The organism is Streptomyces sp. NPDC085946 (genome assembly GCF_044540485.1).
Taxonomy (GTDB): Bacteria; Actinomycetota; Actinomycetes; order Streptomycetales; family Streptomycetaceae; genus Streptomyces.
The window spans coordinates 319,432-333,424 of the sequence record NZ_JBITSF010000003.1 but is presented as its reverse complement, the minus strand read 5'-3'; the positions used below and the strand labels follow the sequence as shown (position 1 = coordinate 333,424).

Sequence of the window (13,993 nt, the reverse complement as noted above, 5' to 3'; positions counted from 1 at the left end):
CGGGGCGCCCCGGGGGGGGGGGCGCGGGGGGGGCCGGGCGGGGGCGGGGGGGGGGGGGCGCGGCGGGCCCCCCCCCCCCCCCCCCGGCCCCCCGGCGGGGGGGGGGGGGGGGCCCCCCCCCCCCCCCACCGCCGTCGTACGTCGCGGACCGGGGTCAGCCGGCCGCCGTGACCTGCGGGGCGAGCAGCGACGGCAGCCGGGTCGTGCGGGGCTTGGCCGGCACCTCCGCCACGGCCCGGGGCAGCGCCTGCTCCACCCCGTGCACCACGGACAGGTGCCGCTCGGCCCGGCCGAACGCCGTGTAGACCCAGGGACGGCTCAGCGCCTGCGCGGCGTCCCCGGGCAGCACCACGACCACCGCCGGCCAGCGGGCCCCGGCCGCCTGGTGCGCGGTCAGCGCCCACCCGTGCCGCACGACGCCCTCGACCCGCTCCTTCGGCACGACGACGGCCTCGCCCGCGCACGACAGGTGCAGCCCCTCGGCGTCGGCCTTCACCACGCGGCCCGGCAGCGCACGCCCCGGGGCGGGGGAGTAGACGATCCGGTCGCCGGGGTCGAAGCCGCCGAAGCGCCCGGGACCGGGGTTGAGCCGCTCCTTCAGCGCCGCGTTGAGCACCCGGGTGCCGACCGCGCCGCCGTGCCCCGGCGTGATCACCTGGGTCTCCTCGGCGGGGACGCCGAGCGCGCGCGGCACCGAGTCCGCGACGAGCTGCACGGTCCGGTGCACCGCCTCGCCCGCGTCCCGCACGGGCACGATCACCACTTCCTTGCCGGGGGCCTCGACCTGGAGCAGCTCGCCGGCGCCGATGCCCGAGACCAGTTCGCCCAGCGGCCCGGGGTCGGGCCGCCGCGAGGCGACCTGCGGGCAGACACGGGCGGCCAGCACGTCCGCGAAGACCCGCCCCGGGCCCACCGACCACAGCACGCCGGGGTCCCCGGCCAGCACCAGCCGGGCGCCGTCCGGCAGCGACTCGGTGAGCAGCGCCGCCGTCTCGACGTCCAGCTGCGGGGCGTCGAGCACCACGAGGAGGTCGAGATCCAGGGCGCCGTCCCCGTCCCGCCCCGGGCCCTCGGCACCGGCGAGCAGACCCGCGACGGTGGCGACGGGCGCCGTGCCCGGCCCGGCGGGCGCCGCACCGGGGGCGCCGGGCAGGTCCGGCTGCCGCAGCAGGGCCGTGAAGCGGTCGCGGCCGACCGGGCTGTGCGCGGCGGCCCAGGCGCGCAGCCCGAGGCCGCGCGCCGCGTGCAGCAGGGCCGCCGGCTCGGCCGACGAGGCCGCCCCGCCGGTGTGCACGACCAGGCCGTGCGAGGCCACCGCGCGGATCAGCTCACCGGCCGACCCCCCGGCCGCCGCGGCGGCGCGCTCCCACTCCTGCGCCGGACCGTCCTGCCCGGGAACGGAGTTGACCAGCCGGGCCAGCCCGTCGGCGAGGCTCTCCTCCGCGAGCGCGTACCGCTCCAGCCCGACCAGGACCGGCACCGGAGGCGCCTCCTCCGCACCGGACTCCTCGTCCTCCTCCGCGCCGGGCTCGTCCGGGCCGTCCTGGAAGGCCAGCGCCTCGCCCTCCGCCAGGGCGTCCTGCACGGCGGCGTCTGCGTCCGGCACGCCGCGCCGGGCGAGCGCGGCGGTGAGCGCCGGCATCTCCAGGGCGGTGTGCCCGGCCAGCGCCGCCTGCTCCAGGAGCCAGACGGTCAGCGACCGGCCCCGCCGCGCGTCGCCCGGGCCGCACTCCGGGCCGAGCAGCGCCCGCGCGAACCCGTCGGCCTGCTCGGGCCGCACCCCCGTGACCCGCAGCAACTGCCAGGGATCGGAGCGCAGGAGCTCTTCGGCGCCCTCCCCGAGCACCGCGGCGACCGGCGCCGCGAGCGTCTCGGGCGCGCCGCCCTCGGCCAGCACGCCCCGCACGGCCCGCACGGTGCCCTCCGACGGGGCGGGGGCGGCGGTCCCGGCCGGTGCGGGCCGCGGCGGGCGCACCGGCTCGGGCATGGGGCGCGGCGCGGGCTCCTGCGCGCCGAACGCCGTGCGCACCGGCTTCTCGCCGCTCTCCACGGCCCGCACGGCGGCGAGCAGATCGGCCGCCGTGCCGCTCAGCTTGGCGCCGGCCTCGATCGGCTTCTGCTTCTCGGCCTTGCGTCGCTCGATGCGCTCCCGCTCGATGCGCTGGGCCAGCAGCTCGGCCTCGGCCTCGGACAACTGCCCGGCCGCCCCGCCCTCACCCGCGCCGGCACCACCGGTACCGGCGTCACCGGCGCCCGCCCCGCCCGCGTCGGCGTCCGTCGCGTCCGTCGCATTCTCCGGGGCCGTCGCGTCCTCCGGGTCCGTGCCGGCGGCGTCCGTCGCATCCTCCGAGTCCGTGTTGGCGGCGTCCTCCGCGTCCGTACCGACAGCGTTCTCCCCGCCCGAACCGGCGGCCGCCGCCTCCTCCGCGCCCTCGGCCTGCGGGGCGCCGCCGTCCCGCGCCGTGGGACGCGGCGTCCCCGGCTCGGCGTCCTCCGTGGTCTCGGGCTCCGTGCTCACAGCGTGCTCCAGTCGTGATCGGGATAGCGGTGCACCGGCGCCGACACATCGTCGAGCGCCCGGCAGATCTCGTCAGGAAGACTAAGCGCCTCCACTGACAGTGCCGCCGTGAGCTGCCGCGCGTTGCGCGCGCCGACCACCGGCGCGGCCACGCCGGGCCGGTCGCGGACCCACGCCAGGGCCACCTGGAGCGGGGTGACCGCCAGCCCGTCCGCCGCCGTCGTCACGGCGTCCACGATCCGGCTCGCGGTGTCGTCGAGGTACGGCGCGACGAACGGCGCGAAGTGCTCGGACGCCCCGCGCGAGTCGGGCGGCGTCGCGCCCCGGTACTTGCCGGTCAGCACCCCGCGGCCCAGCGGCGACGACGGCAGCAGCCCGATGCCCAGGTCCAGCGCGGCCGGCAGCACCTCCCGCTCCACGCCGCGCTGGAGCAGCGAGTACTCCATCTGCGTGCTCGCCAGCCGGGTCCGCGTGCCCGGCGCCGCCAGCTGCCAGGTCGCCGCCTTGGCGAGCTGCCAGCCGCAGAAGTTGGAGACGCCGGCGTAGCGGGCCCGCCCGCTGCCCACCGCCAGGTCGAGGGCGTGGAGGGTCTCCTCCAGCGGGGTGTCCGGGTCGAAGGCGTGGACGTGCCACACGTCGACGTGGTCCGTGCCGAGGCGGGCCAGCGAGGCGTCGAGGGCGGCGAGCAGGTGGCCGCGCGAGCCGTCGAACCGGCGGTCGGGGTCCGGCACGCTGCCGGCCTTCGTCGAGATGACCAGGTCCCGGCGCGGCACCAGGCCGTCCAGGAGCCGGCCGAGCAGGTACTCGGCCTCCCCGTCGCCGTAGACGTCGGCCGTGTCGACGAGGGTCCCGCCCGCCTCCCAGAAGGTCTTCAGGAGGTCCGCGGCGTCGTGCTCGTCGGTGTCCCTGCCCCAGGTGAGGGTGCCGAGACCGATGCGGGACACGCGCAGGCCGGTGCGGCCGAGATGCCTCTGCTCCATGGCGTGGAGATTACTGGCCAGAACCTCCGTATCGGTGGCCTGTGGACAACCGATTTCCACAGGCCCGGCGCCCCGCGGGCGCCACCCGTCCGGGCGGCCGCGGGCATACCGCCCGGCACTCCCCCCGCGCTAAGGTCTGCGCCAAGGGACGTTACTGATCAGTAAGGGGAATCGGCCATGCAGCTCGGTATCAACCTCGGCTACTGGGGTGCCGGAATGGACGCGGACAACCTGGCCGTCGCGCAGGAGGCGGACCGGCTCGGGTACGCGGTCTGCTGGGCCGCCGAGGCCTACGGCTCCGACGCCGCCACCGTCCTGGCGTGGGTCGCCGCCCGGACCGAGCGCATCGACGTCGGCTCCGCCATCTTCCAGATCCCCGCCCGCCAGCCCGCGATGACGGCGATGACGGCCGCCACCCTCGACTCCCTCTCCGGCGGCCGCTTCCGCCTCGGCCTCGGCGTCTCCGGCCCGCAGGTCTCCGAGGGCTGGTACGGCGTCAAGTTCGACAAGCCACTGGCCCGCACCCGCGAGTACGTCGAGATCGTCCGCAAGGCGATGAGCCGCGAGCGGCTGAGCCACGAGGGCGAGCACTGGACCCTGCCCCTGCCCGGCGGCCCCGGCAAGCCCCTCAAGCTCACCGTGCACCCGCAGCGCGAGCACATCCCGCTGTACATCGCCGCGATCGGCCCCAAGAACCTCGAACAGACCGGTGAGATCGCCGACGGCGCCCTGCTGATCTTCCCTTCCGCCGACCACCTGGAGGAGACCGCGGTCGGGCACCTGCGCGCCGGACGCGCCAGGGCCGGCAAGACCCTCGACGGGTTCGACGTCTGCCCGACCCTCCCGCTCGCGGTCGGCGACGACAAGGACGTGGCGGCCCTCGCGGACACCTTCCGCCCCTACACCGCGCTGTACGTCGGCGGCATGGGCAGCCGCAAGCAGAACTTCTACAACCAGCTCGCCCGGCGCATGGGCTACGAGAAGGAGGCCGCCGAGATCCAGGACAAGTACCTGTCCGGCGACAAGCAGGGCGCCGCGGCCGCCGTTCCGCACGACCTGATCGACAAAACCACGCTGCTCGGCTCGGTCGACCGCATCGCGGACCGGATGAAGGCCTACGCGGCGGCCGGGGTCACGACCCTCACGCTCGCCCCCGCCGGCTTCACCCTCGACGAGCGGCTCGCCGCGCTCCGCGCCGGCGTCGAGGCCCTGGAGCGGGCCGGTCTCGCGTGACGCGGTGACCGCACCGGAGGTTTCCGCGGCCGTGGTGGGGGCTCGGGGGTCTTCCCCGCCACGGCCGTCACGCGGAACAACGCGCCGCGGCCCGCGCGGTTACGCCGCCGCGCGGTCCGGCGCCTCCCGCCGCGCGTCCTCCCATCGGCGCAGCGGCCCGACACCCCTGTTGCAGCGGCCCTCCCGCGGCGTTTGACTCGATCTCCGCGGAACCCCTGCAGAGAGGTGCCCACGATGCTCTCGGCCAAGAGCCTGTTCCAGGAGATCCTCGACGACGACCGGGCCTTCGCCCTGTTCTGCTCGATCGCCGCCGGCGGCGAGGCGCAGGGCGGCTGGGAGAACGCCCGCATCGCCGCGCTCGTCCCCGGTGCCGAGCGCGCGCTCGCGCCCAAGATCGCCCGCCACGGCGCCGACGAGGACAAGCACGGCCGCATCTTCACCGCCCTGCTGAGGAAGCGCGGCCTCGACCCGGTCCCCGTCCCGCCGGAGACCGACTACACCATGCTCCTGGAACGCGCCGGCATCGGCCTCGCCCACGACCGGCTCCGGCGCGACGAGCCGCTCACCGTCGGGGACGTCGTCACCTACCTCGCGCACAGCAGGGTCACCGAGCAGCGCGCCTCCGAGCAGATGGACCTGCTCCGCAGGCACTTCTCCGACCACCCCGACCTCGGCCGCGCCGTCCGGCAGATCGCGCACGACGAGGACAACCACCTCGCCTACTGCCACGAGGAGCTGCTGCGTCTCGCGCGGGCCGGGCACGGCCGGGCCGTCCAGCGCACCCTGCGCGCGTGCGCGCTCGCCGAGATCCGGATCCACCGGGACGTCAGCCTCGCGGTCATGGCCCGCATGGGCCGCCTCCTCGGCTGGTCCCGGGCCAGGTCGGCGGTCCTGGCCGCGGGCATCCACGCCGTGTACGGGTACGAGCGGCTGGCCGGCTGGCGCCGGATGGTGACCCTGCGGATGCCGGAGCGCCGCGACGCCCTGGGCGGACCGGCCGCCCCGGCCCCCGGATTCGGCTGAGCGGGCCCGCTACAGCCACCCTCGCCGCTTGAACAGCCGGAACACCAGCACCTCCAGGGCCACCGTGAGGGCGATCAGCGTCGGGTAGGACCACGTCCAGCGCAGCTCCGGCATGTGCTCGAAGTTCATGCCGTAGACGCCGGCGACCATCGTGGGGATCGCGGCCATGGCCGCCCACGCGGAGATCTTCCGCATGTCGTCGTTCTGCCGCACGCTCATCTGCGCCAGGTGCGCCGAGAGGATGTCCGTCACCAGCCGGTCCAGGCCGTCCACCGACTCGTTCACGCGCGTGAGGTGGTCGCTGACGTCGCGGAAGAACGGGCGGGCCTTGTCGTTCACGAAGGGCACCACCACACCGGAGCCGGCCGTGCCCGCCAGCCGGCTCATCGGCGGGCTCAGCGGCCCGGTCGCCCGGCGGAACTCCAGGACCTGCCGCTTGAAGTTGTAGATGCGGGACGCGGTGTGCCGCGAGCCGCCGTCCTCCGGGGAGAAGACCTCCGCCTCCAGCTCCTCCAGGTCGGTCTGCAGCTCGGTCGCCACGTCCAGGTAGTGGTCCACGGCCGCGTCGGCGATCGCGTACAGCACCGAGGTGGGGCCCTCGCCCAGCAGCTCCGGCTCGTGCTCCAGACGGCGCCGCACGGCCTTCAGCGGGGCGCCCTCGCCGTGCCGGACGGTCACCACGAAGGAATCGCCCAGGAACACCATGATCTCGCCGGTGGAGACCGTGTCGCTCCGCGGCTCGTACACCACCGGCTTGAGGACCACGAAGAGCGAGTCGTCGTAGATCTCCAGCTTGGGCCGCTGGTGGGCCTTCAGAGCGTCCTCGACGGCCAGCGGGTGCAGGGCGAACTCCTGGGTGACGTGCGCGAACTCCTCCTCCGTCGGCTCGTGCAGCCCGATCCACACGAAGCCCCCCGCCGCCCGTGCCTCGCCCAGCGCGTCGGAGAAGTCCTCGGGACCCTCCGTCCGGTGTCCGTCACGGTAGATGGCACAGTCGACGATCACGAAGCGCATTCTCCTGTCACTCGAACGGCATCCCGGCGCGGCGAACGCCTACGCTGGGCCGCATGCCCACGCTGATCCTGGTCCGGCACGGACGTTCCACCGCCAACACCGAGGGACTGCTCGCCGGCTGGACGCCCGGCGTCGGACTCGACGACCGCGGGGCCGCCCAGGCCGCCGCCCTGCCCGGACGGCTCGCCGAACTGCCCCTCGCCGAGGTCGTCACCAGCCCCCTGCAACGCTGCCGGGAGACGGTCCGGCCGCTCCTGCAGGCCCGTCCCGGCCTCACCGAGCACACCGACGAGCGGATCGGGGAGTGCCACTACGGGGACTGGTCGGGCCGCAAGCTCGCCGAGCTCAAGGACGAGCCCCTCATGGAGGTGGTGCAGGCCCACCCGTCGGCGGCCGCGTTCCCCGGCGGCGAGTCCATGCGCGCGATGCAGACGCGCGCCGCCGAAGCGGTGCGCGAGTGGAACGCGCGCGTGGAGCGCGACCACGGCCCCGACGCCGTCTATCTCATGTGTTCGCACGGCGACATCATCAAGTCGCTCGTCGCCGACGCACTCGGACTTCATCTCGACCTCTTCCAGCGGATCGCCGTCGAACCGTGTTCCATCACCGCGATCCGCTACACCCGGCTCAGGCCGTTCCTCGTCCGCCTCGGCGACACCGGGGACTTCGCGTCCCTGGTGCCGTGCGAGCAGCCGCCGGGCGACGACGCCCCGGTGGGGGGCGGTGCGGGCGCACCGTGATCGTCCCGAGCAGTAGGGTGAAGCGGTCGCACAGTGCCGTTACCCACTGATTCCCTCGATTCCCATGGAGACAGGACGTGTCCCGTCAGGTGTTCCTCTACGACCAACCGGACCGCTTCGTGGCCGGTACGGTCGGACTGCCAGGGCGCCGTACGTTCTTCCTCCAGGCCACCGCCGGCTCCCGGGTGACCAGCGTGGCCCTGGAGAAGACGCAGGTCGCCGCGCTCGCCGAGCGCATGGAAGAGCTGCTCGACGAGGTCGTGCGCCGGAGCGGCGGCAGCGCCGCCGTCCCCGCCATGGCGCCGTCGGAGATCACCGACACCGCGCCGCTGGACACCCCCGTCGAGGAGGAGTTCCGCGTCGGCACCATGGCGCTGGCCTGGGACGGCGAGGACCAGCGCATGATCGTGGAGGCGCAGGCCCTCGTGGAGCTCGACGCCGACTCCGAGGAGGACCTCGCCGAGGCCGAGGAGCGGCTGCTCCAGGACGAGGAGAACGGGCCCCCGATGCTGCGGGTCCGGCTCACCGGCGCGCAGGCCCGGGCCTTCGCCAAGCGCGCCCTCGACGTCGTCAACGCCGGGCGGCCGCCGTGCCCGCTGTGCAGCCTCCCGCTCGACCCGGAAGGACACGTATGTCCGCGCCAGAACGGATACCGCCGCGGAGCGTGACGGCGGCCGAACTCCTGACGAGCGGCGAGCTGACCGTCCGCGGACGCATCCGTGAGGCGTCCAACGCCGCGCTGTACTGCACCGTCGCCCTCGACGGGCAGGAGGCCGCGTGCGTCTACAAGCCGGTCGCCGGGGAACGCCCCCTGTGGGACTTCCCCGACGGCACGCTCGCGCAGCGCGAAGTCGCCGCGTACGAGGTCTCCGAGGCGACCGGCTGGGGCCTGGTGCCGCCCACCGTGCTGCGCGACGGGCCGTACGGCGAGGGCATGTGCCAGCTGTGGATCGAGGTGACGGCGCAGGACGAGCTGCTCGCCCTGGTGGACGGGGAGGAACCCGGGCCCGGCTGGAAGGCGATCGGGTTCGCGGAGGTCGGGGCCGGCCGGACCGCGCTGCTCGTGCACGCCGACGACACGCGGCTGCGGCGGCTCGCCGTCCTCGACGCAGTGATCAACAACGCCGACCGCAAGGGCGGGCACCTGCTGCCCGCCGGGGACGGGCGGCTGTACGGCATCGACCACGGCGTGACCTTCAACGCCGAGAACAAGCTGCGCACGCTGCTGTGGGGCTGGGCGGGGGAGCCGCTCACCGAGGAGGCGCTCGGCGTCCTCGAAGGGCTGCGCAAGGGCCTCGCGCAGGGCGGCGCGCTCGCCGGGCGGCTGGCGGAGCTGATCACCGCCGCCGAACTGGACGCCACCCGGGCGCGGGTCGACGCGCTGCTCGCCTCCGGCCGGCACCCCGAGCCGAGCGGGGAGTGGCCGGCGATCCCCTGGCCGCCCGTGTGAGCACAGACCGCGGCCGGGCGCAAGAACGCCTTCCCGGCCATCCGGCCCGCTCCGGTTCGTATGCGGACCATCCGTCCGGTTAGGCTCAAGGCATGCATGCCTGGCCCGCTTCCGAGGTCCCCGCCCTGCCTGGTCAGGGCCGCGACCTGAGGATCCACGACACCGCGACCGGCGGTCTGGTCACCCTCGACCCCGGTCCCGTCGCCCGCATCTACGTCTGCGGCATCACCCCGTACGACGCCACCCACCTGGGGCACGCGGCGACGTACAACGCGTTCGACCTCGTGCAGCGCGTGTGGCTCGACACCAAGCGGCAGGTTCACTACGTCCAGAACGTCACCGACGTCGACGACCCGCTGCTGGAGCGGGCCGAGCGGGACGGCGTCGACTGGACCGCCCTCGCCGAGAAGGAGACGGCCCTCTTCCGCGAGGACATGACGGCCCTGCGGATGCTCCCGCCGCGGCACTACATAGGCGCCGTGGAGGCCATACCCGGCATCGTGCCGCTCGTCGAGCGGCTGCGCGACCTCGGTGCCGCCTACGAGCTCGACGGCGACATCTACTTCTCCGTCGAGTCCGACCCGAACTTCGGCAGGGTCTCGCACCTCGACGCCGCCGCCATGCGGATGCTGTCCGCCGAGCGCGGCGGCGACCCGGACCGGCCCGGCAAGAAGAACCCGGTCGACCCGATGCTGTGGATGGCCGCCCGGCCCGGCGAGCCGAGCTGGGACGGCGGCTCCCTGGGCCGCGGGCGGCCCGGCTGGCACATCGAGTGCGTGGCCATCGCCCTGGACCACCTCGGCATGGGCTTCGACGTGCAGGGCGGCGGCTCCGACCTCGCCTTCCCGCACCACGAGATGGGCGCCTCGCACGCCCAGGCGCTCACCGGCGAGTTCCCCATGGCCAAGGCGTACGTGCACGCCGGCATGGTCGCCCTGCACGGCGAGAAGATGTCCAAGTCCAAGGGCAACCTGGTCTTCGTCTCGCAGCTGCGCCGCGAGGGCGTCGACCCGGCGGCCATCCGCCTGGCGCTGCTCGCCCACCACTACCGCTCCGACTGGGAGTGGACCGACCAGGTGCTCCAGGACGCCGTCGCCCGTCTGGGCCGGTGGCGGGCCGCCGTGTCGCGGCCCGACGGCCCCGGCGCCGACGCGCTCGTCGAGGAGATCCGCGACGCCCTCGCCCACGACCTGGACGCGCCCGCCGCGCTCGCCGCGGTGGACCGCTGGGTGGTGCTCCAGCAGGAGACCGGCGGTACGGACCCGGCGGCGCCCGGAGTCGTCTCGCGGGCGGTGGACGCGCTGCTGGGCGTCGCCCTGTAGGCCACGCCCAGGGCCGCACACGTACGAGGGGCGCCCCCCGGCCGGGGGGCGCCCCTCGTACGTGTGCGGCCCGCGGGCTCAGTCCTCCGGCGAGTCCTCGTCCTCGGTGCCCGGCTTCGGCGGCTTCGGCGGACGCGTCCGCCCCCCGGGGCTGTCCCGCAGGTACGACGTCCCGTCGCCGCCCTCGGCGGTCGCGTGCCCGCCCGACGGACCCGTGGCCCCGTCCCGGCGCCGCAGGTAGCGCTCGAACTCGCGGGCGATCGCCTCGCCCGACGCCTCCGGCAACTCCGCGGTGTCCCGGGCCTCCTCCAGCGTCTGGACGTACTCGGCGACCTCGCTGTCCTCGGCGGCCAGCTGGTCCACGCCCACCTGCCACGCGCGCGCGTCCTCGGGCAGTTCGCCCAGCGGGATGCGCACGTCGATCAGGTCCTCCAGGCGGTTGAGGAGGGCCAGCGTGGCCTTCGGGTTCGGCGGCTGCGACACGTAGTGCGGCACGGCCGCCCACAGCGACACGGCCGGGACGCCCGCGTGCGTGCAGGCCTCCTGGAGCACGCCGACGATGCCCGTGGGCCCCTCGTACTTGGTCTCCTCCAGGCCCATGCGGCGGGCCAGGTCCGGGTCCGACGTGGTGCCGCTGATCGGCACCGGGCGGGTGTGCGGGGTGTCGCCCAGCAGGGCGCCCAGGACGACCACCAGTTCCACGCCCAGCTCGTGGGCGAAGCCGAGCAGTTCGTTGCAGAACGAACGCCACCGCATGGACGGCTCGATGCCCCGGACCAGCACGAGGTCGCGCGGCTTGTCACCGCCGACCCGGACCACCGAAAGCCGCGTCGTCGGCCACGTGATCTTGCGGACGCCGCCGTCCATGAACACGGTGGGGCGGTTGACCTGGAAGTCGTAGTAGTCCTCGGCGTCCAGCGCCGCGAACACCTCGCCCTTCCACTCCCGTTCCAGATGCGCGACCGCGGTGGAGGCGGCGTCGCCGGCATCGTTCCAGCCCTCGAACGCGGCCACCATGACCGGGTCGATCAGCTCGGGAACCCCCTCGAGCTCGATCACCCAGCGCCTCCTTCCGACGTGCCCTCGCGTACGCACCAACCTTACGGCGTGGCGCGGGGGCGCCCGCAGCCCCCTCGTACGGGGGAGTGCCCCCATCACTGCCCCGCGAGTCGCCCCGGGACACCCGAGAGTCATCCGACCTGTCGTCCCCGCCGGTCCGGACGGCCAGCCGGAAGGGGCACTTCACAGCGTCGAGCGCAGCCACTGCTCCACGGACGCGATGTGCACCGTCGCCCACGACCGCGCGGCCTCCGCGTCCCGGTCGCGCAGCGCCGCGAGGATCGCCCGGTGCTCGCGCAGCGTGCGGCCGACGGCGTCCTCCTGGGTGAGGCCGCGCCAGAAGCGGGCCCGGGTGGTGGGGCCCGACAGGCCGTCCAGCAGCGAGCACAGCACGGAGTTGCCGGCGCCGCGCACGATCCCCCGGTGGAACTCCAGGTCGCAGGCGACCAGGTCCTCCACCGACGGGTCGTCGCCCAGCATGTCCAACTGGGCCGACAGCGCGTCGAGTTGCCGCTCGCTGATCCGGCTCGCCGCCATCGCCGTGGCGGCCGGCTCCAGGATCCGGCGCACCGCCAGGAACTCCAGCACGGTGTCGTCGCGGTGGAAGTCCACGACGAAGCTCAGCGCCTCCAGCAGGAGTTGCGGGTCGAGGCTGGTGACGTACGTCCCGTCGCCCTGCCGTACGTCCAGGATGCGGATCAGCGACAGCGCGCGCACCGCCTCCCGCAGCGAGTTGCGGGACAGTCCCAGGTCGGCGGCGAGCTCGCTCTCCTTGGGCAGCCGGTCCCCGGGGCGCAGCGCGCCGGAGACGATCATCCCCTTGATCTTCTCGATCGCCTCGTCGGTGACGGCCATGGCCGGCCTCCCCTTGATCAGACCTCCGATGTGTCCCGTCATTATGGGGGCCGCCGCAGGTCAGGACCGGGCTTCCCGGCCGGTACAGCGGAGGGGGCGGCTCCGTCGGCGCGGAGCCGCCCCCTCCGGCACCGGCTCCCGTGCGGGGGAGCCGGTGCCCGTCCGGCGCGGGCCGTTACTTCTTGTCGAGCAGGTCCTGCACCTGGGCGCGGACCTCGTCGGTGGCCAGGCCCCGGATCGTCAGGGTCGTGCGCCGGCGCAGCACGTCGTCGGCCGTCTCGGCCCACTCGTGGTCCCGGGCCCAGACGACCTGCGCCCAGATCTCCGGGGCGTCCGGGTGGACGCGCTCGGCGAGCGCCGGGTCGTCGTTGGCCAGCCGGGCGATGTCGAAGGCGAGCGAGCCGTAGTGGGTGGCCAGGTGCCGGGCGGTGTCGGCCGCCATGCGCGGGCCGGGCGCCGGGCCGTCGACCAGGAGCCGGTGGGCGACCGCCCGCGGGTTGGCGACACCGGGCAGCGGCAGCTTCTTCGGCAGCGAGGCGACCGGCTCGAAGTCCTCGCCCAGCGGGTGGCCGGGCAGCGACTCCAGCTTCTTCATGATCGTCCGGCCGATGTGGCGGAAGGTGGTCCACTTGCCGCCCGCGACGGACAGCATCCCGCCCCGGCCCTCGGTGACGACCGTCTCGCGCTTGGCCTTGGCCGTGTCGCCGGGGCCGCCCGGCAGCACGCGCAGACCGGCGAAGGAGTACGTGATCAGGTCGCGGCTGAGCTGCTGGTCGCGGACCGAGAAGGCGGCCTCGTCGAGGATCTGGGCTATGTCCTGCTCGGTGACCGAGACGTCCGCCGGGTCGCCCTCGAACACCTCGTCGGTGGTGCCGAGCAGCAGCATGTCCTCCCAGGGGAGGGCGAAGGTGATGCGGTACTTGTCGATCGGGGTGGCGAGCGCGGCCTTCCAGGGGGAGGTGCGCTTCAGGACCAGGTGCGCGCCCTTCGACAGGCGGATGGAGGGCGCCGCGTCCGGGTTCTCCATCCTGCGCAGGTGGTCGACCCACGGACCGGTCGCGTTCAGCACCAGCCGGGCGCTGACGCCGAACTCGTCGCCGGACAGCCGGTCCTTCAGCTCGGCGCCCGTGACCCGGCCCCGGGTGAAGCGCAGGCCGGTCACCTCGGCGTGGTTGAGGACGACGGCACCGGCCTCGACGGCCGCGCGGACCGTCATCAGCGCCATGCGCGCGTCGTTCATCTGGTCGTCGCCGTACACGGCCACGGCCTTGAGGTTCTCGGTGCGCAGCTCGGGCACGTCCTGCGCGGCCTTGGCCGGCGAGAGCAGGTGCCCCACGCCGTCGCCGAAGGCCGACAGCGCGGAGTAGGCGAAGACGCCCGCCCCGAGCTTCGCCGCGCCGTGCGGCCCGCCCTTGTACACGGGGAGGTAGAACGTGAGCGGGTTCGCCAGGTGGGGGGCCACCTGGCGGGAGACCGCACGGCGCTCGAAGTGGTTCTCCGCCACCAGCTTCACCGCGCCGGTCTGCAGGTAGCGCAGACCGCCGTGGAGCAGCTTGGAGGAGGCGGAGGAGGTGGCACCGGCGAAGTCGCCGGCGTCGACCAGGGCCACCCTGAGCCCGGACTGCGCGGCATGCCAGGCGGTGGAGATGCCCAGGATGCCGCCGCCGATCACGAGGAGGTCGTACGACGCCTTGGCGAGCTGCTCCCGGGTCTCGGCTCGGCTCGGGTTGGAGCCGTAGGCCGGGTGCGTGCCCAGGGCAGGCACGGACTGCAGGGTGGGCTGACTGGTCATTTCGGGT

At 74.7% G+C, this 13,993-nt stretch carries 12 protein-coding genes; 6 read left to right on the top strand and 6 right to left on the bottom strand.

Going from position 1 to position 13,993, the window contains the following annotated elements:
• Nucleotides 1–154: 154 nt before the first annotated feature.
• Together ACIF8T_RS09425 and ACIF8T_RS09420 are read right to left on the bottom strand one after the other, a co-directional pair.
• Nucleotides 155–2,518: a helix-hairpin-helix domain-containing protein gene (locus ACIF8T_RS09425; RefSeq protein ID WP_400032865.1), complete on the bottom strand. Its 2,364-nt coding sequence runs from the start codon at nucleotides 2,516–2,518 to the stop codon at nucleotides 155–157.
• On the bottom strand, nucleotides 2,515–3,498 hold the full coding sequence (locus ACIF8T_RS09420; protein ID WP_400032863.1) for an aldo/keto reductase: 984 nt from the start codon (nucleotides 3,496–3,498) through the stop codon (nucleotides 2,515–2,517). The genes ACIF8T_RS09425 and ACIF8T_RS09420 overlap by 4 nt, the downstream gene beginning before the upstream one ends.
• Before the next feature lie 177 nt (nucleotides 3,499–3,675).
• Between ACIF8T_RS09420 and ACIF8T_RS09415 the strand changes: the two genes are divergently transcribed.
• Both ACIF8T_RS09415 and ACIF8T_RS09410 read left to right on the top strand, forming a co-directional pair.
• Entirely contained in the window at nucleotides 3,676–4,731 is a 1,056-nt protein-coding gene (locus tag ACIF8T_RS09415; protein WP_400032861.1) for an LLM class F420-dependent oxidoreductase, read from the top strand.
• A gap of 234 nt (nucleotides 4,732–4,965) precedes the next feature.
• Nucleotides 4,966–5,754 carry a ferritin-like domain-containing protein gene (locus ACIF8T_RS09410; RefSeq protein WP_400032859.1) on the top strand — a complete coding sequence of 263 codons (789 nt, stop codon included), beginning with the start codon at nucleotides 4,966–4,968 and terminating at the stop codon, nucleotides 5,752–5,754.
• Between the two features lie 9 nt (nucleotides 5,755–5,763).
• Here ACIF8T_RS09410 and corA read toward each other — a convergent pair whose 3' ends face one another.
• Complete coding sequence (gene corA / locus ACIF8T_RS09405) at nucleotides 5,764–6,759, bottom strand: magnesium/cobalt transporter CorA (RefSeq protein WP_400032857.1); 996 nt, start codon at nucleotides 6,757–6,759, stop codon at nucleotides 5,764–5,766.
• Nucleotides 6,760–6,821: 62 nt separating this feature from the next.
• On the opposite strand from corA, the gene ACIF8T_RS09400 reads away from it, so the two are divergent.
• From ACIF8T_RS09400 to mshC, 4 genes are all read left to right on the top strand, one after another.
• Complete coding sequence (locus tag ACIF8T_RS09400) at nucleotides 6,822–7,508, top strand: histidine phosphatase family protein (RefSeq protein WP_400032855.1); 687 nt, start codon at nucleotides 6,822–6,824, stop codon at nucleotides 7,506–7,508.
• Nucleotides 7,509–7,585: 77 nt separating this feature from the next.
• Nucleotides 7,586–8,176 carry a DUF3090 domain-containing protein gene (locus ACIF8T_RS09395; protein ID WP_400032853.1) on the top strand — a complete coding sequence of 197 codons (591 nt, stop codon included), beginning with the start codon at nucleotides 7,586–7,588 and terminating at the stop codon, nucleotides 8,174–8,176.
• Nucleotides 8,140–8,958, top strand: coding sequence for an SCO1664 family protein (locus tag ACIF8T_RS09390; protein ID WP_400032851.1), 819 nt, complete (start codon nucleotides 8,140–8,142; stop codon nucleotides 8,956–8,958). The genes ACIF8T_RS09395 and ACIF8T_RS09390 overlap by 37 nt, the downstream gene beginning before the upstream one ends.
• Nucleotides 8,959–9,050: 92 nt before the next feature.
• Nucleotides 9,051–10,280, top strand: a complete 1,230-nt coding sequence (gene mshC / locus ACIF8T_RS09385; protein ID WP_400032849.1) for a cysteine--1-D-myo-inosityl 2-amino-2-deoxy-alpha-D-glucopyranoside ligase — start codon at nucleotides 9,051–9,053, stop codon at nucleotides 10,278–10,280.
• Between the two features lie 78 nt (nucleotides 10,281–10,358).
• Here the strand turns inward: mshC and ACIF8T_RS09380 are convergent, their stop codons facing one another.
• The 3 genes from ACIF8T_RS09380 to ACIF8T_RS09370 all read right to left on the bottom strand — a co-directional run bounded on the left by ACIF8T_RS09380 (nucleotide 10,359) and on the right by ACIF8T_RS09370 (nucleotide 13,986).
• Nucleotides 10,359–11,339, bottom strand: coding sequence for a PAC2 family protein (locus tag ACIF8T_RS09380; RefSeq protein ID WP_400032847.1), 981 nt, complete (start codon nucleotides 11,337–11,339; stop codon nucleotides 10,359–10,361).
• A 183-nt stretch (nucleotides 11,340–11,522) separates the two neighbouring features.
• Entirely contained in the window at nucleotides 11,523–12,194 is a 672-nt protein-coding gene (locus ACIF8T_RS09375) for a FadR/GntR family transcriptional regulator (protein ID WP_400032845.1), read from the bottom strand.
• A 175-nt stretch (nucleotides 12,195–12,369) separates the two neighbouring features.
• Nucleotides 12,370–13,986 carry an FAD-dependent oxidoreductase gene (locus ACIF8T_RS09370; protein WP_400032843.1) on the bottom strand — a complete coding sequence of 539 codons (1,617 nt, stop codon included), beginning with the start codon at nucleotides 13,984–13,986 and terminating at the stop codon, nucleotides 12,370–12,372.
• Between the last annotated feature and the right edge of the window lie 7 nt (nucleotides 13,987–13,993).

What these genes read in the sequence shown, in the direction of transcription:
- ACIF8T_RS09420 (WP_400032863.1), bottom strand. Translation starts at nt 3,498, where the DNA reads ATGGAGCAGAGGCATCTCGGCCGCACCGGCCTGCGCGTGTCCCGCATC.
- ACIF8T_RS09415 (WP_400032861.1), top strand. Translation starts at nt 3,676, where the DNA reads ATGCAGCTCGGTATCAACCTCGGCTACTGGGGTGCCGGAATGGACGCG.
- ACIF8T_RS09410 (WP_400032859.1), top strand. Translation starts at nt 4,966, where the DNA reads ATGCTCTCGGCCAAGAGCCTGTTCCAGGAGATCCTCGACGACGACCGG.
- ACIF8T_RS09400 (WP_400032855.1), top strand. Translation starts at nt 6,822, where the DNA reads ATGCCCACGCTGATCCTGGTCCGGCACGGACGTTCCACCGCCAACACC.
- ACIF8T_RS09390 (WP_400032851.1), top strand. Translation starts at nt 8,140, where the DNA reads ATGTCCGCGCCAGAACGGATACCGCCGCGGAGCGTGACGGCGGCCGAA.
- mshC (WP_400032849.1), top strand. Translation starts at nt 9,051, where the DNA reads ATGCATGCCTGGCCCGCTTCCGAGGTCCCCGCCCTGCCTGGTCAGGGC.
- ACIF8T_RS09375 (WP_400032845.1), bottom strand. Translation starts at nt 12,194, where the DNA reads ATGGCCGTCACCGACGAGGCGATCGAGAAGATCAAGGGGATGATCGTC.
- ACIF8T_RS09370 (WP_400032843.1), bottom strand. Translation starts at nt 13,986, where the DNA reads ATGACCAGTCAGCCCACCCTGCAGTCCGTGCCTGCCCTGGGCACGCAC.